The organism is Paenibacillus sp. USHLN196, from assembly GCF_037144955.1.
GTDB classification, from domain to species: Bacteria; Bacillota; Bacilli; order Paenibacillales; family Paenibacillaceae; genus Paenibacillus; species Paenibacillus xylanexedens_C.
The window spans coordinates 358,777-379,238 of sequence record NZ_JBBCYH010000005.1 but is presented as its reverse complement, the minus strand read 5'-3'; the positions used below and the strand labels follow the sequence as shown (position 1 = coordinate 379,238).

The 20,462-nt window shown below is 45.6% G+C and carries 21 protein-coding genes; 18 read left to right on the top strand and 3 right to left on the bottom strand.

Going from position 1 to position 20,462, the window contains the following annotated elements:
- Positions 1 to 103: 103 nt before the first annotated feature.
- On the bottom strand, positions 104 to 592 hold the full coding sequence (locus WFI24_RS15195) for a pyridoxamine 5'-phosphate oxidase family protein (RefSeq protein WP_336762015.1): 489 nt from the start codon (positions 590 to 592) through the stop codon (positions 104 to 106).
- Between the two features lie 164 nt (positions 593 to 756).
- On the opposite strand from WFI24_RS15195, the gene WFI24_RS15190 reads away from it, so the two are divergent.
- From WFI24_RS15190 to WFI24_RS15150, 9 genes are all read left to right on the top strand, one after another.
- Positions 757 to 1,296: a glycerol-3-phosphate responsive antiterminator gene (locus tag WFI24_RS15190; protein ID WP_336762013.1), complete on the top strand. Its 540-nt coding sequence runs from the start codon at positions 757 to 759 to the stop codon at positions 1,294 to 1,296.
- A gap of 140 nt (positions 1,297 to 1,436) precedes the next feature.
- Positions 1,437 to 2,150, top strand: a complete 714-nt coding sequence (locus WFI24_RS15185) for a glycerophosphodiester phosphodiesterase (RefSeq protein WP_336762011.1) — start codon at positions 1,437 to 1,439, stop codon at positions 2,148 to 2,150.
- Positions 2,151 to 2,168: 18 nt separating this feature from the next.
- The gene (locus tag WFI24_RS15180) at positions 2,169 to 3,002 is read left to right on the top strand and encodes an HAD-IIA family hydrolase (protein ID WP_336762010.1); all 834 of its coding nucleotides are present in this window, start codon (positions 2,169 to 2,171) and stop codon (positions 3,000 to 3,002) included.
- A gap of 39 nt (positions 3,003 to 3,041) precedes the next feature.
- Complete coding sequence (locus WFI24_RS15175) at positions 3,042 to 3,878, top strand: metallophosphoesterase family protein (protein WP_336762008.1); 837 nt, start codon at positions 3,042 to 3,044, stop codon at positions 3,876 to 3,878.
- Positions 3,879 to 3,901: 23 nt separating this feature from the next.
- Positions 3,902 to 4,990: an ABC transporter ATP-binding protein gene (locus WFI24_RS15170; RefSeq protein ID WP_336762006.1), complete on the top strand. Its 1,089-nt coding sequence runs from the start codon at positions 3,902 to 3,904 to the stop codon at positions 4,988 to 4,990.
- Positions 4,987 to 5,859 (top strand): carbohydrate ABC transporter permease, encoded by an 873-nt coding sequence (locus WFI24_RS15165; RefSeq protein ID WP_336762004.1) that lies wholly within the window; start codon positions 4,987 to 4,989, stop codon positions 5,857 to 5,859. The genes WFI24_RS15170 and WFI24_RS15165 overlap by 4 nt, the downstream gene beginning before the upstream one ends.
- A gap of 19 nt (positions 5,860 to 5,878) precedes the next feature.
- Positions 5,879 to 6,703: a carbohydrate ABC transporter permease gene (locus WFI24_RS15160; protein ID WP_336762003.1), complete on the top strand. Its 825-nt coding sequence runs from the start codon at positions 5,879 to 5,881 to the stop codon at positions 6,701 to 6,703.
- Positions 6,704 to 6,727: 24 nt separating this feature from the next.
- Positions 6,728 to 8,041, top strand: coding sequence for an ABC transporter substrate-binding protein (locus WFI24_RS15155; protein ID WP_336762001.1), 1,314 nt, complete (start codon positions 6,728 to 6,730; stop codon positions 8,039 to 8,041).
- Positions 8,042 to 8,350: 309 nt separating this feature from the next.
- The gene (locus tag WFI24_RS15150; RefSeq protein ID WP_336761999.1) at positions 8,351 to 9,121 is read left to right on the top strand and encodes a hypothetical protein; all 771 of its coding nucleotides are present in this window, start codon (positions 8,351 to 8,353) and stop codon (positions 9,119 to 9,121) included.
- Positions 9,122 to 9,249: 128 nt separating this feature from the next.
- Here WFI24_RS15150 and WFI24_RS15145 read toward each other — a convergent pair whose 3' ends face one another.
- Positions 9,250 to 9,552, bottom strand: coding sequence for a hypothetical protein (locus WFI24_RS15145; RefSeq protein ID WP_145323317.1), 303 nt, complete (start codon positions 9,550 to 9,552; stop codon positions 9,250 to 9,252).
- 351 nt (positions 9,553 to 9,903) lie between these two features.
- Between WFI24_RS15145 and WFI24_RS15140 the strand changes: the two genes are divergently transcribed.
- The 3 genes from WFI24_RS15140 (at position 9,904) to holA (ending at position 13,005) form a co-directional block, all read left to right on the top strand.
- Positions 9,904 to 10,452 (top strand): RNA polymerase sigma factor, encoded by a 549-nt coding sequence (locus WFI24_RS15140; RefSeq protein WP_017687205.1) that lies wholly within the window; start codon positions 9,904 to 9,906, stop codon positions 10,450 to 10,452.
- A complete protein-coding gene (locus tag WFI24_RS15135; protein WP_336761997.1) occupies positions 10,449 to 11,732 on the top strand; it encodes a zf-HC2 domain-containing protein in 1,284 nt (427 codons plus the stop codon). Before WFI24_RS15140 ends, WFI24_RS15135 begins: the two co-directional genes overlap by 4 nt.
- A gap of 256 nt (positions 11,733 to 11,988) precedes the next feature.
- Positions 11,989 to 13,005, top strand: a complete 1,017-nt coding sequence (holA, locus tag WFI24_RS15130; RefSeq protein WP_336761995.1) for a DNA polymerase III subunit delta — start codon at positions 11,989 to 11,991, stop codon at positions 13,003 to 13,005.
- A gap of 188 nt (positions 13,006 to 13,193) precedes the next feature.
- Here holA and rpsT read toward each other — a convergent pair whose 3' ends face one another.
- A complete protein-coding gene (gene rpsT / locus WFI24_RS15125) occupies positions 13,194 to 13,466 on the bottom strand; it encodes a 30S ribosomal protein S20 (RefSeq protein ID WP_024628504.1) in 273 nt (90 codons plus the stop codon).
- A gap of 175 nt (positions 13,467 to 13,641) precedes the next feature.
- Here rpsT and gpr point away from each other — a divergent pair, with 175 nt between their 5' ends.
- The 6 genes from gpr to WFI24_RS15095 all read left to right on the top strand — a co-directional run bounded on the left by gpr (position 13,642) and on the right by WFI24_RS15095 (position 20,389).
- Complete coding sequence (gene gpr, locus WFI24_RS15120) at positions 13,642 to 14,643, top strand: GPR endopeptidase (RefSeq protein WP_336761990.1); 1,002 nt, start codon at positions 13,642 to 13,644, stop codon at positions 14,641 to 14,643.
- Between the two features lie 145 nt (positions 14,644 to 14,788).
- Entirely contained in the window at positions 14,789 to 16,084 is a 1,296-nt protein-coding gene (locus tag WFI24_RS15115) for a stage II sporulation protein P (RefSeq protein ID WP_336761988.1), read from the top strand.
- A gap of 53 nt (positions 16,085 to 16,137) precedes the next feature.
- Positions 16,138 to 16,497 (top strand): hypothetical protein, encoded by a 360-nt coding sequence (locus WFI24_RS15110; protein ID WP_336761986.1) that lies wholly within the window; start codon positions 16,138 to 16,140, stop codon positions 16,495 to 16,497.
- Between the two features lie 146 nt (positions 16,498 to 16,643).
- On the top strand, positions 16,644 to 18,458 hold the full coding sequence (gene lepA / locus WFI24_RS15105) for a translation elongation factor 4 (protein ID WP_145323302.1): 1,815 nt from the start codon (positions 16,644 to 16,646) through the stop codon (positions 18,456 to 18,458).
- A gap of 157 nt (positions 18,459 to 18,615) precedes the next feature.
- Entirely contained in the window at positions 18,616 to 19,800 is a 1,185-nt protein-coding gene (hemW, locus tag WFI24_RS15100; protein WP_336761982.1) for a radical SAM family heme chaperone HemW, read from the top strand.
- 118 nt (positions 19,801 to 19,918) lie between these two features.
- A complete protein-coding gene (locus tag WFI24_RS15095) occupies positions 19,919 to 20,389 on the top strand; it encodes an N-acetyltransferase (RefSeq protein WP_145323298.1) in 471 nt (156 codons plus the stop codon).
- The last annotated feature ends 73 nt before the right edge of the window (positions 20,390 to 20,462 follow it).

Genomic DNA, 20,462 nt, shown 5'->3' with positions numbered 1-20,462 from the left:
ACGCCTCTGACTATTATGGATTGATATCCTGTATAAGATCGAATTCAAAGTGCCCATCACTATAACATGAGGGGTACTTCTCTTTGTGAAAATTTTTACGTATCTAATTGAATTCCACAATCTGATTGATATCTGTTCCTTCAGTATTTTTGCCCAGTAGTCGACGGAACAAGAACTTGGCCATCTTGAACTTGTTGCCGGTATCCCAATACTCGGCAGTTTCGGCTCTGACCTTGATGAGAACGAGGTTTGGATCATCATACGTAGTTTCTAGTACGTTCTCGTAGACCGGGCTCCAAAATTCCTTAATCTTCTCAGAGCTTTCCACGAGTTCGGCTTCGCCACGGATGGAGACGAAAGATTTACCCGCATATGCGATGTTAACTTGCTGGTTGTGAAGCAGTTCATGAAATTTGCTCGTATCTTTCTTGGTCAGGAACCATAGGTTGCTGTCGAACTCGACATCCTGGGTTTTCATTGGGCGTGAAACTAGCCCTTCTTCTGATACCGTTGTAAGCATCGCAACGTCGATGTCTTTGATCAATTCCTGAATTTTTTCAATTGCTTCTTGATGATCTGAAGTTGGATTCATCGTATGATTCATCCTTTCAATGTGTAGTATTATCACTATTTCCCTCGCTAGGCTTCGCCAAACCTCAGGGCTTAAGTTAATACCCCGTTTACATGGCGGTGATACCAAACGAATATTAAAGCTTTATCATTTAAGATGACAAACGAGGGAATGAGGACTAAATCATGAAGAATTATCCCATCATCGCCTCCATTACGGTAGACGAGCAAATTTCTCAAGCTATAGCAAGCGATGTGAAGAGAGTTATTCTGATGACAGGCAACATCACCAATCTTGGTTCAATCATAGACAGTCTGCATCAAAGCGGCAAACAGGCTTACGTGCATACCGAGATGGTATCCGGGATTGGACGAGATGCCTCCGCCATTCAATATCTTGCTGATGTGTTTAAAGTCGATGGGATCGTGACGACGAAGAGCAATGCGGTTTCTGCTGCAAAGCAAGCAGGCATATTAAGTATACAGCGCATATTTGCCATTGATTCAGCTGCAATTGAGACTGCAGTTCGGATGATTAAGAGCTACAAGCCTGATGAGGTTGAATTGATGCCGGGACTTATGCCCCGAGTTATCCAAGAACTGAAAGAACGCATCACGCAGCCGTTGATTGTTGGAGGACTTATCCGGCATGAGGAAGAAATTCAGGAAGCATTAAAGAGCGGGGCGGATTTTGTTTCGATAGGCCATGAGAAATTCTGGACTTAATTTCATACATTTATCCTTGGGTGGAGACGACGAGAAAACCCGGTGGTAAGTAAATCGATACAACCTTGATGTTGAAGGAGGGTGATTTGCTGCTGGGTTTTTTGTGTTGTCCATAAAATACAACGGGAGGTAACTTTAGCATGACCATTCAAGCAGTTGCTCATCGCGGCTATCCAAAGAAATATCCTGAAAATACGATGTCTTCCTTTTTAAAAGCGGTGGAGCTTGGGTTCACACATCTTGAACTGGATGTACATCTCAGCAAGGATGGAATCCCGGTTGTTATTCATGATCATACGCTTGACCGCATGACAAATGGGACGGGCAGGGTAGCCGATTATACAGCTTCGGAGCTGCAATCTTTTAAAATGAAGCAAGATGAGCATATTCCAACCCTTGAAGAGGTGCTACGTGCTTTAAAGGGTAAGATTGGGCTTAACATTGAGCTTAAGCAGATGGGTAACTATTACCCTCAGCTGGAGGGAAAGGTACTTGAAGTTATCAAAGAATTCAACCTGCTGAATCAGGTAGTCATTACGTCATTTGATTTTGATGCCTTGGAGAAGATCAGGCAATTATCTAGCGATGTACGCATCGGTCTTATCACTTTTGGGTGTTCGAAGGCTATTCTTGACTGGTCGTTAGAGATGGGGGCGACATTCTTGTCCATGCACTATGCCTTCGTGACCGAAGATTACATTCATCGATGTCAAGAGCTAGGAATTCAACTGATGGCTTGGACAATAAATGAGACTTCCATAATGGAGAAATTTCAGGAATATCCGTCCGTATGGGTCTGTACAGATGAGCTCGAATGCTTCATGAATGTATTGGAGTTGTCCAGCTCAGTGTGAGTGGGCAGGGTTAAGGTCATGGAGGATTTGTATGCTTACGATGCGTATTGCTTCGATTTAGACGGGACGATTTATGTCGGCCAGATGATGCTCCCTGGCGTAAATAACTTAATTGGTGGCTTGCGATCACGAGGCAAGCGTCTCTTGTTCCTTACGAATACTCCCGTTCATACCAGGGAGGATTGCTACAAGCGGCTGCTGAATTTGGGTGTTTCGTGCCAGCTTGATGAAATTCTGACCGCAGGATACGTGTCAGGAATGTATTTTACAGAGCATGCCCCGGACGCCAAGGTGCTGGTTGTCGGTGAGGAGGCTTTGCAGAGAGAACTTCGGGCAATCGGGATAGTCATTACCGAAGATCCGTATCGATCAACGCATGTGTTAGTTGGCATGGATCGGCAGTTTCATTACGATAAGCTTCATTTAGCGGCAAAAGCCGTTCGTCATGGGGCGGTTCTGCTCGCAACGAATCCGGACAACTGCTGTCCTGTGCCAGGAGATATCATTCCGGACACCGGAGCCATTCTAAGCTCGATCGAGGCAGCTAGCCAGCAGAAAGCATCGGTCGTGATTGGCAAGCCTTCCCGTTATTATGCAGAGAAGGCGCTCGAGCTTTTGGATGTGGATAGCAGCAGATGCCTTATGATCGGTGATCGGCTGGAAACGGATATTTTATTTGGGCATCAGAATGGAATGAAGACTGCCCTCGTGCTTACGGGTATCTCTTCGAGAGAAGATATCCAAAAAACAGGTATTGTACCGGATTATATATGGCCTTCCTTCAACGAATGCATTATGGAGCAGCAGGACCATTCGACGCATTCAACTGTGTGCCAGGTGGAGAGAACTTGAGCAGCAAGGTGTCCAAAATAAAGATGGAGGTGGCGTTTAATGCGTCTGGCGTTACTAGGTGATTTTCACTATTCAAGTATGAGTCACGGGACCGAGGAAATGAAGGCTGCGAGAGTCCGGGCATACGAGCATATGCTCGAGGCTTTTCTGAAGGAAGAGGCGGACTTTCATATCTCTATTGGCGATTTAACGCATGAAGGAACGGCTCAGGAACTTCGATCGATTTACTCCATTCTTGCAAGAAGTGAACGGAACTTCATTCATGTGCTGGGCAATCACGATACATATTCGATACCCAAGCATGAAATTTCCACGCTAACAGGTCAGGATCGCTATCGAGCGATTGACACGCCTCATGCCAAGCTGATTTTTCTGGATACTACTCAGGAAATGAACCGTGAAGATTGGGGAGGGGAACTGGACGGAGAGCAGCTGGCATGGCTCAAAGACCAGCTTGCCGATTCGTATGAGAAGCAAGTACTTCTCTTCGGGCACCATCCGGTATTTGATACAACTGCACGTTCGACGCTCGATAAGCTGTATGTTCGTCCGCAGGATGAACTGAAGAGCATATTCAATAGTCGGCCAGAAGGAGGCATCTATTTTTGCGGGCATAATCACATAAACTCCATCGTTGAGCAAGGAAAATGGCATTACGTACAGACCGCAGCTTGTCTCGATGTACCCGCCTACCGCGTTATTGAAGTTCATGAGGGAAAAGTAGCGATAACTCACCGGCTTATACAGGGTGCCGGTCTCATCGACGATATTCAGAGCTTTTGTAGTGATATGCCGGGCTTTGGACCTGTCGCTGATGCATTGGGAGAAGAAAGCGACCTTATCTTATCTATTCAATTAGCATCGGCCGCTCATTAATGTAAAGAGAAGGAGGGAATGTCATGGCACAAATTGTGTTGAAGCAGATTGAAAAAAGCTTCAAGCAGGATAAAGTCATCGAGGGTCTCGATCTGACCATTGAGGATGGTTCCTTTACCGTATTGGTAGGCCCGTCCGGCTGTGGAAAATCGACGACACTCCGCATGATCGCAGGACTTGATAAGGAGTCGGGCGGTGAAATTTGGATCGGAGACCATTCTGTCAATGGATTGGAGCCGGGCAAGCGCAATGTCGCCATGGTATTTCAAAACTATGCATTATATCCAATGATGACGGTCAAGGAGAACATCGAATTCGGATTAGTGAATCGCAAGGTTCCCCGGCCCGAGCGAGAGCGTCTCGTTAAGGAGATCACAGAGGTCGTCGGCCTAGCCGAGTATTTGCACAAGAAGCCGCAGGCTCTGTCCGGAGGTCAGCGACAGCGGGTTGCCTTGGCTCGGGCCATGGTGAAGAAACCCGCAGTCTTCCTGATGGACGAACCATTGTCCAATTTGGATGCCAAGCTTCGCCATCAGATGCGAACGGAGCTAATCCAGCTTCACAAACGGTTAGGCGCAACCTTTGTCTTTGTTACGCATGACCAGGTTGAGGCCATGTCTATGGGAGATCGTATCGTCATCATGAATAAAGGGCGTATTCAACAAGCAGATCGTCCAATGAAAATCTACGATGATCCGGATAATGTTTTTACAGCCCAGTTTATCGGTACACCGCCGATGAATGTAATTGATCGTGAACGTATCCTGCCTTATTTGAATGGGCAGCTTCATGACGATATTGGGCAGATTGGCTTTCGACCAGAGAAAGCAACGATGACACTTGAGAACAGACCGCAGACGGGGCATGTTCAATTCACGGCCCAGATCATGACACGAGAGACTCTAGGCGCAGAAATTATCTATCAACTGGATTCGGCGCTTGGACCTGTTGCCGTGAAGAGCTTTTTGAAGCCTTTGGAGTCAGCCTCCGAGGTAAACATCACGGTCTCTATGCAGGATCTGTACTATTTTGATCAGAACGGAGTCCGTGCTCGTCAGCATGAGCGGTCTGAAGCTAGAGAGCTCATTGTCCTGGGAGGGAAATATTCATGACCGTTTGGTCCAGATTCCGTCCTTATGTGATGGTGGCTCCTTCCATCGTGATTTTCTCTATTTTCTTCATTTATCCAATCTTCTATATGATCTTCCTAAGCTTTTACAACTGGGATTTCATTAATCCGGTCAAGGAGTTCGTGGGCTTCAACAACTTTGTTGAGTTATTTAAGGATAGTGCATTTCTTCAGGTGCTGAGCAATTCCTTGAACTATACGCTTCTTTCCGTATCTTTATCCATTGTGATTTCGCTACTGCTAGCCATATGGCTGAATCGGGAAGGAGCATGGTATGGGTTTGTTCAAGGTGCACTATTTAGTCCACATATTGTTTCGCTTGTATCTGTATCCCTGGTGTGGATGTGGCTGATGGATCCAAAATTCGGTTTGCTTAACGGTTTGCTGGATATGGTTGGCTTGCCCAAGCAGGAATGGCTGAGTAGTCCCGACAGTTCATTACTGTCGCTAGTACTTGTTTCGGTCTGGAAAGGCGTGGGCTACAACGCTCTCATCTTCATCGCTGGTCTGCAAAGCATTCCGAAGGATGTGTATGAAGCCACAGCTCTGGACGAGGCCAATTGGTGGCGGAAGTTCTACAAAATTACGCTGCCCATGCTTTCGCCGACTCTGTTTTTCTTAATTATCATTAATCTGATCAGTTCATTCCAGGTGTTTGAGACCATTGCCATTATGACCAACGGGGGGCCGATCAATTCAACTAACACGCTCGTCTTTTACATCTACGAGTACGGATTCCGCTACTTCAAGATCGGTTACGCTTCTGCAGCGGGAGTTATATTGCTCGTTGTCGTTGGTTTGCTTACGCTAATCTACTTCAAGTTGCTGAGCCGCAAGGTTCACTACCAATAGAAAGGAGAAGGGAAATGTCATGGCAAGGAAGCCAGTGCTGCGTATCCTGAATGTTACTGCCACAGTCGTATTGGTTGCGATTTTTGCTATCCCTTTTCTATGGATGATTTCAACATCATTGAAGTCTTACCCGGAGACGGTGATCTTTCCACCCAAGTGGATTCCCTCCAAGGTGATGTGGAGCAATTTCCAAGCGGCGTGGGAATCGGGGCCTTTTTTGAGATATTTAATGAACAGCGTTATCGTATCGGTCAGTATACTCCTTCTACAATTCACAACCATTATATTGGCTGCCTATGCGTTTGCAAGGTACTCCTTCAAAGGAGACAAGCTGTTATTCGGGATAACGATGGTGACCTTGATGATTCCTGGTCAGCTTATTTTCCTGCCTGTGTATTTGCTGCTCAGCAAGTGGGGACTCATTAACAATTTGCTGGCACTCATTCTTCCTTTCTCTTCCAGTGCCTTTGGCATATTCATGCTGAGGCAGTCATTCAAGCAAGTACAGGAAGAGCTTATTGAAGCGGCACGGCTTGACCAAACACCGGAATGGAAGATCATTCTCAAGATTATGGTGCCCATGGCACGGCCAACGCTGGTGACCTTTGCATTGTTCAGCTTCATTGCACACTGGAATGATTACTTCTGGCCGCTCGTAATGACGACCTCCGATGCAGCCAGAACGCTTCCGATTGGGATCTCCAAGCTGCGCGAGGTTGACGGAGGAGCCGCCTGGCACATTTTGATGGCTGGAAACATGATTTTGGTCGTTCCGATTCTTATTGTTTTCTTATTCGGACAACGGCAAATTATTAAAGCATTTGTCTATTCGGGTGTGAAGTAATCCAATTCATAGGAGGGTTTATCCATGAAAAAATTTGGTTCTATTTTGTTAGCGGCAACGCTTGCACTTGCTTTAACTGGTTGTGGTGATTCCAATTCCGCGGGTTCAACCGATAATGCTGCTGCTTCTGGTAGTTCCAATGGCACGGCCAATAAACCGGTAGAGATTACATATTGGTACTCATGGGGGGACAAGATCGCTGAGAACAATGAGAACTTGGTTAAAATGTTTAATGAATCCCAGGATGAAGTCATTGTGAAGGCGGAGTACCAGGGATCTTATGCAGATCAGCATTCCAAGGCACAGGCTGCTTTCGCAGCAGGCAATGCCCCTGAAGTTTGGCAAAATGAAATTGCTTCAGTTGGTGTGTTTGCTGAATCTGGCATGACTCAGGAATTGACTTCATTTGTTGAGAAAGATCAACTTGATATGAAGGATTTCATTCCAGGACTAATGGGAAATTCCTACGTGAATGACAAACTGTATGCACTTCCTTATTTACGCAGTACACCAATCCTGTATTTGAACCGTACCATGCTGAAGGAGGCGGGACTTGATCCTGCTGGACCGAAGAATTGGAAGGAATTTGAAGATTATGCACGCAAGCTAACGGTTAAGGATCAGCGTTACGGTATCTCGATGCCTGTTGATATTTGGTTCTATGAAGCTTTTGTTAGACAGAGCGGAGGAACAATGATTAGTGAGGATGGGAAAAGTGCAGCATTCAATAATGAAACCGGAATTGAGCCAGTGAAGTTGTGGCTGAAGATGAAGGATGAAGGCATCATGAGTATCGGTACGACTGATGATGCAGGTACACAAGCCAAGACGGATTTCCACAATCAGCGTTCTGCGATGATATTCTCCTCTACTGCGGACTTGACAAATAATATGAAGGTTGCAGAAGAGCAGGGTTTTGAACTTGGGACGACATTTATGCCTGCGAATAATACGTATGGAGTGCCAACAGGTGGTGCCAACCTGGTGATGACTTCCGGCTTGTCTCCAGAAAAGCAGGAGGCGGCGTGGAAGTTCATTAAATGGATGACCGCCAAAGAGCAAACGATATATGCAAGCTCCTTCACGGGATATTTGCCTAGCCGAATTAGTGCAGTAGAAAGCGATGATATGAAGAAGCTTTATGAGGAAAAGCCACTGTTCAAGGTGGCGGTAGACCAATTGGAATATGCGGGTCCACGTCCAATGCAGAAGGTGTATCCAGAGATTGGGGAGATGATCAAGGATGAAATTCTTCGCGCGGTTGTTGATTCGTCCGTTTCGGCAGAGGCAGCTGTAGCTGAAGCGGCGAAGAAGGCCGATGCCTTGCTGAATAAGTAAAATGATAAGACTAAGAAGCTAGGCGGTATAATTTCCGCTTAGCTTTTTTTGTTGTATGAGTCCATGGAAGGCGATAAAGACCGCTGAATCGGGAAGAGATTGAACAGGTATTACGATAATTCATGATCTGACCAGAGGTGTACTGGATTGATTCAGAGTGAAAGGTGGTATCCAGATATTCATAGCACGCCCTAACTTGCTTTCAGGAAATGAATTATGCTACTAGTACTTTGTCCATTGCAATTTTACTGGAAATACATATACTATTCAGATCTTTGATCATTTGAACACCAAAGGAGGGCTAAGTGCGTGTCTAAGGAAAAAAAACTCATTATAGAAATGCTCTTTAATAACTGGGGGGCGACATCGGACCGACTTACCAAGCAGTGGATAGAACACAGAATAGATTTATTCATGAAATATACACTCAAGAGCCTGCTCCTTCAATCTTCTCAGGATTTTACCTGCTACGTGCTATATGATCCGAAGTCTGAGAACCTCGTACAAGGGATACTAAAAAACTACCCTCCCCTGCCTTCCAATATCTGTTTTGTTACACCTATAGATTACAAAGCTCATGTAATCCAGGATATTAAGGAGTTCAAGTATTTGTACCGTGTCTATCTGTCCAGCGACGATATGTACCACAAAGATTTTATTAAACAACTGCACGTCTATGAACCACAAAAGGGCACGGTTGCCTTGATACCTCAATACGGTTACATCTACGATTCAGTACAAAAGCGACTGGGGAATTTTTTTTTCTGGCTTCCCAGCTACGGTGCAACACTTATCTATGTGGATGAGTATTTAAAAGGACAAGCAGCCCGTTATAGCTGGCGCGATGCACTAAAGGTACCTAGGGAATTTATTCATATCAAAGAACCCATCTGGATCAATCATATTCATGGACAGAATACAGGAACGACTTTTGACAATGTACTGACTTGGAAAATAGCCAATGTTCATGATGCTTGTACGTTGGAGCCTTGGAATAACAGTAAGCAACCTAGAGCTGTTTTTGGTCCTGAAATTACAAAGCCAAATGAAATCGAACGGATATTGAACAACTTTTTCTGAATATGCGCTTCTTTCCTGGAACAGGGGGGATGAGGATCCAACAAGCAAAGCCCGCTTTCCGTTACACTCCACGAGGGAGAATATCGGAAAACGGGCTATTTCTTTAAATGGTTGAAATTATATAATAACTACTCAACGCCATCCTTAAAGTGTTTGTTCCAGTGTTTGTCGCCTTTGTGCAGCAGATCTTCTACCGTTTTCTCAAGAGTCATCAACAGCTGAGCTCTCACATCAAGTACGGTTTCTCTGTACAAGCGTTCTTCCGTTCCAACGATTTTATCGCCGTATAATGCCTGTGCAGCTACGTACTTCCGATGTTCCTCAACCAGAGTATCAATGGACTCCAATGCATGTTCCACAAAATGAGAAATGCTTTGATATTCTTTGGGCATTTGTTCTTTTAAAGCTTGAATTTTCGCAAGAGCTGGCATGCTCATCACCTCGTGTTTATGAATGTAAATTTACAATACACTATTTTCATGAAAATTGCATTAAAAACAGCTTAAATTTGGACAAATTTCGACTTTTTTTATTTTAGGGACCAAAAAAGGGGTTAGCTATAATGTATGCTATTGCATTTGAATTGAGTCGTGTAAGTAATGGAATCCCTTTTGTACTCGTTTGGTGACTCATTATGCAATTTCTGTTATTCTAAGAGAAGATTTCAGCGGCCCTAATACATACGCCGTTATTTTGTTATGGCAAATTAAAAAAATACTTAACTTTGCAACAATTTTATTGATGATCACGTCTGTAAGGTTGCAGGGAGAGGGGGATCCTTTGTGGTAGAGCCGGAACTCATCAGAGCCGCTCAATCGGGCGATCGCGACGCTCTAATTACCCTATTGCGGGAGATTGAACAACACGTCTATCGGACCGCATATTACATTCTAAATAATGAACAGGACGCTTTGGATGCTGCTCAGGAAGCGTTGATCCGAATTTACACCAAAATCAACTCATACGAAGAAAAGGCCCAATTCAAAACATGGGTACAACGTATCGTTACGAACATCTGTATTGATAAATTCCGAAGAACCAAGCCGTCTGTCTCCATTGACGAACATGACATGGTTTTTCAGGATAATCAGGATGTCGAATATGAGGTCATGTCCACATATGTGGCACAGGACATTCAGGATGCGATCAACAAGCTTCCCGAGCATCATCGTACCGTTATTGTTCTAAGATATTTGCAGGACTTATCCTACAACGAAATTGCGGATTGTCTCGATCTTCCGTTAAATACGGTGAAATCTTATTTATTTAGAGCCAGACAACAATTACAGAATCTACTACAGGAATATCAGAAAGGTGGTGTGACAGGATGAAATGCGAAGAGGTGGTGGAATGGATGCACCGCTATCTGGATCATGATCTGGGCGAAGCGGAAACCGCACAGATGCTACAGCATGTGGCGAAGTGTCCGGAGTGCGCCGAGAATTTTAGTTTACTCAGAGCTCTTTCCAGAGAACTGGAGGAGTTACCGCAAGTAAGCCCGAAGTTTAGTCTGGTGGATGCGATTATGCCACAGCTTGATGCCATTGACGAAGCGCGGAAGGAACAAAGTAGCACTATACAGGAAATGAATCCTGTCCCCGCTGCATTTGAGAATTTACAACGTTCAAGTGAGCGGAAAACGAAGCAAAAATGGCTTAACTCGATGGCAGGACGTATGTCTATGGGGGCAGCGGCTGCGGCAGTTGTATTGGGATTCGCCATCTGGGGATACCAGCCTGAACAGATTGAGAATGCCGATTCCATGCTGATGAGCTCTGGAGCTTCTCAAGAGAGCGGTAATGTGGATGAAAATCCATTAAGCAAGAAGATTGAGAACGATGATCCTGCAACCTCGTCCACACAAAGCAGCAACGATGTGTTTGTGGATCAATCGAATGTTTCACCAACTGAACCAGATAACCAAGGCGTAGAAACAATTCCTGAAGAGAATGGTGAAGATAAGGTACAGGAGCCTGAAGTTCAGGTGGATCAAACACCTAAACAACCGGCAACCGAGCCAACACCTGCTCCGAACAAAGGAACACAAGATCATTCGTCCAGTCCTCCTTCGACGGATAGTCAGAAGAGTCAGGGTCAGACCCAAGATCCTGAGCAGAGAACACAGGAATCAGGGGATGCTCCTACATCTGCTACAGATGGGCAAGAGAATGGAGTAACTGAACCAGAAAATGGAGATGCGAAATCCTTCACTTCTCAGGATACAACACCTAATATGACTGAAGATGTTCCGGTTGAAGGTAACACTGTACCTGATTCCAGTGCAGGTGCAGATGCTTCTGGAGGAAACAAAGGACTCGCAGCAGGACCGGATCAGGGAATGACTACAACAGCAGCACCAAAAGAATGGAAGTCACCTGACGGCTCCTATGTAGTTATGCTTATTGGTGATCAAATCAGCATATACTCCAAACCTGCCAACGAACCGGATGTTCTAAATTTGGTTGAACAACGCAGTATAGAGGGGACACTGAAGTCAGCGAGTTGGTCGAAGGATGGCACCCTATTTAATTACGAAACGGACAAGGACGGAACAACGGCGAAGAACTCGTTTAATGTACCTTCTGTTTCAGGTGGAGCTTCTGCCGAATAAGTGGAGTTAGGGATTCTAATCCTTAAAACAAAAGAACATTTTCAGTATGACAAGCATATATTGGAAGTAACAAAACGTCCTATCTCAGTTCAAACAACTGACGTCGTATGACCGCACACCAGCTTTTTCTAGAACTGCTGTTGTCTGCGTTTATATAGATGTAGGACAGGGGACCTTCATCCGTAACTGGATGTAAGGTCCCTTTGTTGTCTCGCGCTTTTTCTGGTAGGATAAGAGGGATAAGGAGGCACCGTGAATGGATGTGAAAAGTGCAACAAAGGCAATACGTAGTGGAGAACCAGCTCCGATCTATGTGCTGTATGGAACGGAGAAGTATCAGATACAGCAATTTACGGATATGTTAAAAGAGCAGGTTATTGAAGAAGAACATCGTGATTTTGCGATTATTCCATATGATTTGTCTGAAACGGCCGTGGAGGTCGTTATTGAAGAAGCGGAGACCGTACCATTTCTGGTTCCCCGCAAATTAATTATTGTAAGGGATGCGAGCCTGTTTACTGCAGGTAAAGAATCCAAGATCGAACACCAGGTTGATCGTCTGCTTACATATATGGACAATCCCGCAGAATATAGTACGATTGTGTTTTTGGCTCAGGGGGATAAGTTGGATGAGCGGAAGAAACTGGTGAAGGCTGTTAAGAAGCAGGCGGTCGTTCTTGCTTTTGCTCCATTAAGTGGAGATGAGCTGTTGAGTTGGATTGTAAAACTGGCGAAGCAGCGCGATGTCTCTTTTGAAACTGGAGCAGCGGACACACTGGTTAGCTACGCGGGAACAGGGCTTCAGACCTTATCTGCTGAAGTAGACAAACTATGTTTGTTCGCGGGTAATGGAGGAACAATCAAGCGTGCTGATATTGAATCGCTGGTTGCCCGTAGCACAGAGCAGAATGTATTTTCCCTGGTGGAAGAACTCGCCAATTTGCGATTAGAGAAGGCGCTTGCTCTTTTCTATGAGCTGTTGAAACAACGGGAAGAACCGATCAAAATTGCAGCTTTAATCGCCCGCCAGTTCCGGATCATGATTCAGGTGAAAGAGTTGGGCCAACAAAGTTACTCCCAGCAGCAGATTGCCAGTCAGCTTGGTCTGCATCCTTACGCTGTCAAGATTGCAGGTGAACAAGCTCGTAAATTTCAGCCGGATCGTCTGAGAATGATCCTGAGTCACCTTAGTGAACTGGATTACCAGATGAAAACAGGAGCTGTCGATAAAGTGCTTGGTCTGGAGTTGTTCTTATTAAGACTTGGTGCGTAAAATGATACGTAAACCTGATAGAATCATAGGATGAATAAAAAACAAAGCGACCTTTGCTCCATGATGGTTAAATCATCGGAATAAAGGTCGCTTTGTCTGTGTCTTATACTTATCGAATCAGATACTAAAAAATCCTGAAAGCCTATGCTGTTCAGGATTTTTCCATTGGATCGTATAAGTAACGCTTCTTACGCTTGTGCGGAAAGAGCGTTCAGTTTTTTCGCCAAGCGAGACTTTTTGCGTGCTGCAGCATTTTTATGAACCAGACCTTTAGTTACAGCCTTGTCCAGCTTTTTGGAAGCAGCTTGAATCGCAGCTTTTGCAGTATCAACTTCGTTACTTACCAGAGCAGCATCAGCAGCTTTAACAGCTGTACGGAGTGCAGATTTCTGGGAAGCGTTGAGTGCGCGGCGCTTGTCGCTCGTTTTTACGCGTTTAACAGCGGATTTGATGTTTGGCATTACATTCACCTCCTGTAAGGCATTTGCATGAATACAAACGTTTCACAACTTAAAATATTCTATCACGCTAGCATGTAAAATGCAACAGATATTCCTACGATGTTCGACATGCTGCATAAAGAAACTCTTTTTCCCACACAATATGCTCAAATGCGGTAAGGGAGGCAGGGACAGAATGACACTGGATTTGCAAAACTATACAGTTCGTACCGATTTGGCAATCGACTCCAAGGAAATGGCGCAAGGTGGACAGAAACAGACGATTCCCGGACTACGGGAAGATGTAGAGAAAAAAGAGGGTATTACGATTACACGTATTGATGTACTTAATGATGAAGCAGCCAAAGCTATTGGTCGGGTGAAAGGTCACTATGTCACTTTGGAGGTGCCGTCACTTCGGAATGGTGATACCGTGCTACAGGAGCGTGTTGCCGCTGAATTTACACGTGAGATGGAAGATTTTATGATTAAGGCGGGGATCAACAAAACATCCAAGATCCTGATTGTGGGTCTCGGTAACTTGCATGTCACCCCGGATTCACTTGGTCCGCTTGTGGTGGAGAATCTGATGGTGACCCGTCAGTATTTCGAATTGGTGCCAGACCAGGTCGCCCCAGGGTATCGGGAAGTTAGCGCGATTGCTCCTGGCGTGCTGGGTACAACGGGCATTGAATCCAGTGACATTGTACAGGGTATTGTTGATCGTACCAAGCCGGATGCCATCATTGCGATTGATGCCCTGGCCTCCCGTTCTCTGGAACGTGTGAATACAACCATTCAGGTAGCGGACATCGGTATCCATCCTGGTTCAGGTATTGGGAACAAACGGCGAGGCTTGACCCGTGAGATATTAGGTGTTCCCTGCATCGCTATCGGAGTACCAACCGTATGTTATGCGTCCACCATCGTGAATAATGTGATTGAGATGATGAGCTCACACTTTCGCCAGGAAACGGATCAGACCAAACAGATCATGGGTATGCTGGACGACATCGGTGAAGAAGATCGCCTGAGTTTGGTGAAAGAGGTACTGGAACCACTGGGTCATGACCTAATCGTAACCCCGAAGGAAATTGATGAGTTTATCGAAGGCATTGCCAATGTTATTGCTACAGGGCTTAACGCCGCACTCCATGATGCAGTGAATCCGGATAACGTTGCTGCCTATACACATTAAAACTAAAAACTGCTCAGAAGAAGGTCCGAATCTATCGGACTTTCTTTTTTTGTTCCAGGAATCTTTCATTTTCCTGTTCTATCAAATCTTGCAGGCTCATAGAGTTGAAGTATAAGAGTTGTCCAGCAGGGAAGGAGACAGCAGAATGAACAAGATATTGGCCTGGAATATTGGGAAGTGGAAAAAAAGATGTCTGCACGTGCTGGCCATGGGCCGTACGTTGTTGTTGCTTATGATCATATCCGCTTTGTTTTTTGTCGTACTTGGTCTCGGAGGAATGGCAGAGAAACGTCTAAATAATTCCCCCGTTTCTTCCATGAAAGGATTTGCGAGCGCCGTATCAAGCCGCTTTTTTGTCGATATGCTTGGTATGGAGATGCCCCATCTCACCCAGAAAGAACAGACCTCTGCCATATCAGGAGAGAATCTCACCTCTTTTGTTTTTCAACTACTTACGAATGTTAACCCTCAAGATCCCAAGAGCCTGATTGCGAGAGAAATGCCCGGCATGGGTTCCAACCAACCTGTACTGCTCCGGCCCGGCTCTGGTAACGAAAAGGCTGAGGCTCCCGAAGATTATCAGCCTGGTCCTGGTCTTACGGATACGGCATCTGCGGGTGGAGGGAAACCTGGTAGTGAGCTGCATGTTCCGCCAGGTCAGGACAACACGGATCCGCCTGATTCGAGCGAGCCGGGAGATGGAGAAGTTAAAGAAGACCCCCCAGCAAAGGATGGCGAGAAAGACAATAGCGGCTCACCGACATCAGGCAGAAAATCAGTTCTTATCTATCATTCCCATCCACGGGAAGGCTACAACCCGCTGTTAGGTACAAAGAGTGACAATCCATCATCCGGCAAATCAACAGGCAATGTGTTTCAAGTGGGAACCTATCTCTCAGACAGTCTGGAGAAGCTGGGAATCGGCGTAGAACACGCAAAGGATGATTACCCTACCAAAGTAAAGGATTATAACTGGAACTATTCCTATAAATACTCCCGTCAAACCGTAAAAGCGGCACTTGCTCAAAATGACGATCTGACGTACCTCATAGACATTCATCGAGATTCACAGCGTCATGGCAAAACAACGACTACCATTAACGACTTGGGTTATGCCAAAGTGTATTTCATTATTGGACATGAAAATCCGAATTGGCGTCAGAATGAAGCCTTTGCAGCGAAAATTCATAAGAAACTAGAAGCCAAGTATCCTGGGGTATCCCGAGGTGTGTGGGGCAAGGATGGTGGAGGAGCCAACAACGGAGAGTATAACCAAACCCTTTCACCCAACAGCATTTTGATCGAGATTGGCGGTATTGACAATACTGGAGCTGAGCTACAGCGCACATCCAAGATTCTCGCTGATATGATTGCCGAGGTGTATTGGGAAGATCAGAAGGTGGACAAAGCCAGTGCAGAGACCTCGTCGCAGGGTGGATAGGAACTATATATGTAAGAAGACAAAAAATAGTAGAGTGACGGGAGGCAAAGCATATGTCCAGATTCGGTAAAAGACTGTTATCTATCGCTGTATTAATGTTGCTTGGTATTTTGTTCGGAATGCAGCTGGCTGGCAGTAACTTTCATATGGGTAATCCATCAGGTGCCACACCAACCGCCGTGACAACAGAGCGAGCAACATCGGTTACCGAATCTGTTCAGACTGCACCTGTCCAAAAGGAAGTCAAAGAACCACCATTTGTACCTGTACAATCACCAAGCCAAGTGCTTGGGGCAGATCGGAATAAAGCTCCGGTTGATGTACTGGCAGACAAAACGGCTGGACTATTACAAAATTTGTCTCACAGTGGAATCAAGTGGGTGGTCTCTCTATTTAGCGGAGTTGCTGAATAAAATACCATGATTTAAAGGTACAATATAACCTCTGGGAGTGAATGATTACACTTTATTATAAAAGTTAAGACATCACGGGATTGATGCACTCTGCATCAACTGTTATAATGAAGTGATTGACACTAGGCTGTTTCTGGGGGTAAGGAATGACTGATATTCGGGCAAGACAACGTAAAATTCGTAACTTTTCTATTATTGCACATATAGATCACGGCAAATCAACACTTGCGGACCGGATCTTGGAGTACACAGGTGCGCTCACTTCACGTGAAATGCAGGATCAAGTTCTGGATAAGATGGATCTTGAACGCGAACGTGGAATAACGATCAAGCTACAGGCAGTTGCTCTGAGCTACAAAGCTGATGACGGTGAAGAGTATTTATTGAATCTGATTGATACACCGGGACACGTAGACTTCACGTATGAAGTATCACGCAGTCTTGCTGCATGTGAAGGTGCTCTGCTGGTTGTGGATGCGGCTCAGGGAATTGAAGCCCAAACACTCGCCAACGTGTATCTGGCATTGGATAACAACCTTGAAATTTTACCGGTTATCAACAAAATTGACCTTCCGAGCGCTGATCCTGAACGGGTAAAGCAGGAAGTGGAAGATGTTATTGGTTTGGATACGAGTAACGCTGTTCTGGCTTCGGCCAAGTCGGGTATCGGGATCAAAGAGATTCTGGAGCAAGTGGTGCAAAGTGTTCCGGCACCTACTGGTGACCCGGATCAGCCGCTGAAAGCGCTGATTTTCGACTCGCATTATGACCCGTACAAAGGTGTAATCGTATACGTACGTGTTGTTGATGGCAAAATCAAATCCGGTTCCAAAATCAAAATGATGGCAACAGGTAAATCATTTGAAGTCATTGAAGTTGGCGCGTTCAAACCTCGCATGACCATCGTGGACGAGCTGAACGTGGGTGATGTTGGATTTATTGTTGCCGGTATTCGGCATGTAGGCGATACACAAGTCGGGGATACGGTGACAGATGCCAAAAATCCAACACCGGAACCTCTGCCGGGTTATCGCAAAATTAACCCAATGGTGTATTGTGGTCTCTATCCGATTGAAACATCGGACTATGTTGATCTGCGTGAAGCGTTGGAGAAATTGCAGTTGAACGATGCGTCTCTGAGCTTTGAACCGGAAACATCCAGTGCACTCGGTTTTGGATTCCGTTGTGGATTCCTTGGACTGCTTCACATGGACGTTATCCAGGAGCGAATCGAGCGGGAGTTTAACATTCCGTTGATCACAACGGCACCAAGTGTAATCTATCACGTCACCTTAACCAATGGTGAAGTGATGAAAATCGACAACCCATCCAACTATCCTGAGGTGGGACGGATTGATTACGTCGAGGAACCATACGTCAAGGCAGATATTATCGTACCGAATGATTATGTAGGTACCATTATGGAGCTGTGTCAGAATAAACGCGGTGAATATGTGAATATGGAATATCTGGACACAACCCGGGTTACCATTACCTATGAGATTCCGTTGTCCGAGATTGTATATGACTTCTTCGACCAGTTGAAATCCGGTACCAAAGGATACGCATCCCTGGATTATGAGCTGTCCGGTTACCGTCAATCCAATCTGGCGAAAATGGATATTGTACTCAATGGCGAACAGGTTGATGCGCTGTCCTTCATCGTTCACCGTGACCGTGCCTATAATCGCGGACGCATTGTCTGTGAGAAACTGCGCGAGCTGATTCCGCGGCAAATGTTCGAGGTGCCAATTCAGGCATCCGTGGGTACCAAGGTCGTTGCTCGTGAAACGGTAAAAGCAATGCGTAAAAACGTACTTGCCAAGTGTTATGGTGGTGACATCTCGCGGAAACGGAAACTGCTTGAGAAGCAGAAGGAAGGTAAGAAGCGGATGAAGCAGGTTGGTAACGTTGAGGTGCCGCAAGAGGCGTTCATGGCAGTACTGAAAATCGATGACTAAACAATCTAATTTGAAATACATCACGCACAGAATGTGTGTATTCAAATTAGATTAGAGACGTTTGCTTGCAAACATGGTTACAACACAAAATATTAAATAACTAAGCTGAAAGGGAAGCCGGATGGCTTTCCTTTTTTCAAATAGAGGGGGACTTGCCATGACATTGGCAGCACACAGCCGGAAGACAGGTGCGCCCCAAGCGGTGTATCTTCACATTCCCTTTTGCACGAATAAATGTTTTTATTGCGACTTTAACTCTTACGTTCTGAAGGATCAACCCGTGATGCAATATCTCGAAGCGCTGGAACGGGAGATGGAACATACAGTTAAGGCCAATCCACCGGGTGAGATCAAGACCATATTTGTAGGTGGTGGTACGCCAACGGCTCTGAAATCGGATGAGATGGCGGTATTTCTTCGTTCAGTCAAAACGTATTTCCCGAATTGGGCGGACGACATTGAATTTTCGATGGAAGCCAACCCGGGAACAACGGATGCAGAGAAGCTCATTGCGATGAAAGAAGGCGGGGTCAATCGCGTCAGTTTTGGCGTACAGGCTTTTCAGAATGATCTGCTGACAGGCATTGGCCGTATTCATAATACGGATGATGTATATCGCAGTCTGGAGAATGCTCGCAAAGCAGGTTTGAATAACCTCTCCATTGACCTGATGTTCGGGTTGCCGAACCAGACCGTAGCGATGTTGAATGAGAGCATCGACAAAGCACTGGAACTGGATCTGCCGCATTACTCCATCTACAGCCTTAAGGTTGAAGAGAATACACTTTTCCATACACTGTATCAGAAGAACCAGTTACCGCTTCCTCATGAAGATGACGAGTTGGAAATGTATCTTCTATTAATGAAACGGATGAAAGAAGCAGGCTATGGACAATACGAGATCAGTAACTTTGCCAAGCCAGGCTTCGAGAGTCGTCACAATATTACGTACTGGCGTAATGAGGACTACTATGGTCTGGGTGCAGGTGCACATGGATATGTAGGCCGCGAACGGCATATGAATATTAAAGGTATAAATCCTTATGTTGAAGCTTCACGGGCAGGGCTGCCTCGTCTGGATCATTTTGAGATCGCTCGCCCGGAAGCCATGGAAGATTATCTGATGGTTGGACTGAGAATGCTGGAAGGGGCTTCAGCCTCACGGTTTACCGAACAGTTCGGAGAGTCCATGGAAGAAGTGTTTGCGAAGCCTTTGGGCAAAATGCTTAACGCAGGATTGCTTGAGCGGACGGCAGACGGCTTCCGACTGAGCGAGCAGGGTATACTGTTCGGAAATGACGTTTTTGCGGAGTTTATCGGGTCCATATCGCTGAATTCGTAGCTTGAAATTCTATACGCTCTGTTGTATATTTATTCATATTGAATTTACAGAGCGTGTTATTTTAACCACTACGAAGTCAGCTTTCCTCTGGAAAGCTTGGTAATAGGAGGAGAGCAGGATGTCGGTAATATGCAGAAAAGCTGTGCCGGAAGATGTTGAACCACTGTATGAAATGATTAAGGGCTATGCAGAGCGTGGGATCATGCTTCCGCGATCACGGGAAATACTGCACCGACAGCTGGAGCACTTTGTTGTAGCCGAAGTCGATGGTGAAGTGGTGGGTTGCGGATCGCTTTGTCGTCTGGGGAATGATCTGGTGGAAGTCAGATCACTCGGTATCTCGGAAGGGCATAAAGGGCTCGGTATTGGCTCCCGATTGCTGGACCGGCTGGTAGAAGAAGCGGAGAGACAACAGATTCCTAAAGTTATGGCGTTAACCTATGAGGTGTCCTTCTTTCTCAAAAACGGATTTGCTGTGGTGGAAAAAGAGATTTTTCCCGAGAAAGTATGGACCGACTGTGTTCATTGCAGCAAGCAGGATTGCTGTGATGAGATCGCCGTATTAAAAGAGCTTAACGTATCGGCCTAACAACAGAATGGACTGCATGGATCGAGCCGAGTCAACCTCTGCCCTACATGCAGTCCTTTTTACTTCAAACTAT

Bases quoted from the DNA above. Each gene is read 5' to 3' on its own strand.
- WFI24_RS15195 (WP_336762015.1), bottom strand. From the start codon at position 592: ATGAATCCAACTTCAGATCATCAAGAAGCAATTGAAAAAATTCAGGAA.
- WFI24_RS15190 (WP_336762013.1), top strand. From the start codon at position 757: ATGAAGAATTATCCCATCATCGCCTCCATTACGGTAGACGAGCAAATT.
- WFI24_RS15185 (WP_336762011.1), top strand. From the start codon at position 1,437: ATGACCATTCAAGCAGTTGCTCATCGCGGCTATCCAAAGAAATATCCT.
- WFI24_RS15180 (WP_336762010.1), top strand. From the start codon at position 2,169: ATGGAGGATTTGTATGCTTACGATGCGTATTGCTTCGATTTAGACGGG.
- WFI24_RS15175 (WP_336762008.1), top strand. From the start codon at position 3,042: ATGCGTCTGGCGTTACTAGGTGATTTTCACTATTCAAGTATGAGTCAC.
- WFI24_RS15170 (WP_336762006.1), top strand. From the start codon at position 3,902: ATGGCACAAATTGTGTTGAAGCAGATTGAAAAAAGCTTCAAGCAGGAT.
- WFI24_RS15165 (WP_336762004.1), top strand. From the start codon at position 4,987: ATGACCGTTTGGTCCAGATTCCGTCCTTATGTGATGGTGGCTCCTTCC.
- WFI24_RS15160 (WP_336762003.1), top strand. From the start codon at position 5,879: ATGGCAAGGAAGCCAGTGCTGCGTATCCTGAATGTTACTGCCACAGTC.
- WFI24_RS15155 (WP_336762001.1), top strand. From the start codon at position 6,728: ATGAAAAAATTTGGTTCTATTTTGTTAGCGGCAACGCTTGCACTTGCT.
- WFI24_RS15145 (WP_145323317.1), bottom strand. From the start codon at position 9,552: ATGCCAGCTCTTGCGAAAATTCAAGCTTTAAAAGAACAAATGCCCAAA.
- WFI24_RS15135 (WP_336761997.1), top strand. From the start codon at position 10,449: ATGAAATGCGAAGAGGTGGTGGAATGGATGCACCGCTATCTGGATCAT.
- holA (WP_336761995.1), top strand. From the start codon at position 11,989: ATGGATGTGAAAAGTGCAACAAAGGCAATACGTAGTGGAGAACCAGCT.
- rpsT (WP_024628504.1), bottom strand. From the start codon at position 13,466: ATGCCAAACATCAAATCCGCTGTTAAACGCGTAAAAACGAGCGACAAG.
- gpr (WP_336761990.1), top strand. From the start codon at position 13,642: ATGACACTGGATTTGCAAAACTATACAGTTCGTACCGATTTGGCAATC.
- WFI24_RS15115 (WP_336761988.1), top strand. From the start codon at position 14,789: ATGAACAAGATATTGGCCTGGAATATTGGGAAGTGGAAAAAAAGATGT.
- WFI24_RS15110 (WP_336761986.1), top strand. From the start codon at position 16,138: ATGTCCAGATTCGGTAAAAGACTGTTATCTATCGCTGTATTAATGTTG.
- lepA (WP_145323302.1), top strand. From the start codon at position 16,644: ATGACTGATATTCGGGCAAGACAACGTAAAATTCGTAACTTTTCTATT.
- hemW (WP_336761982.1), top strand. From the start codon at position 18,616: ATGACATTGGCAGCACACAGCCGGAAGACAGGTGCGCCCCAAGCGGTG.
- WFI24_RS15095 (WP_145323298.1), top strand. From the start codon at position 19,919: ATGTCGGTAATATGCAGAAAAGCTGTGCCGGAAGATGTTGAACCACTG.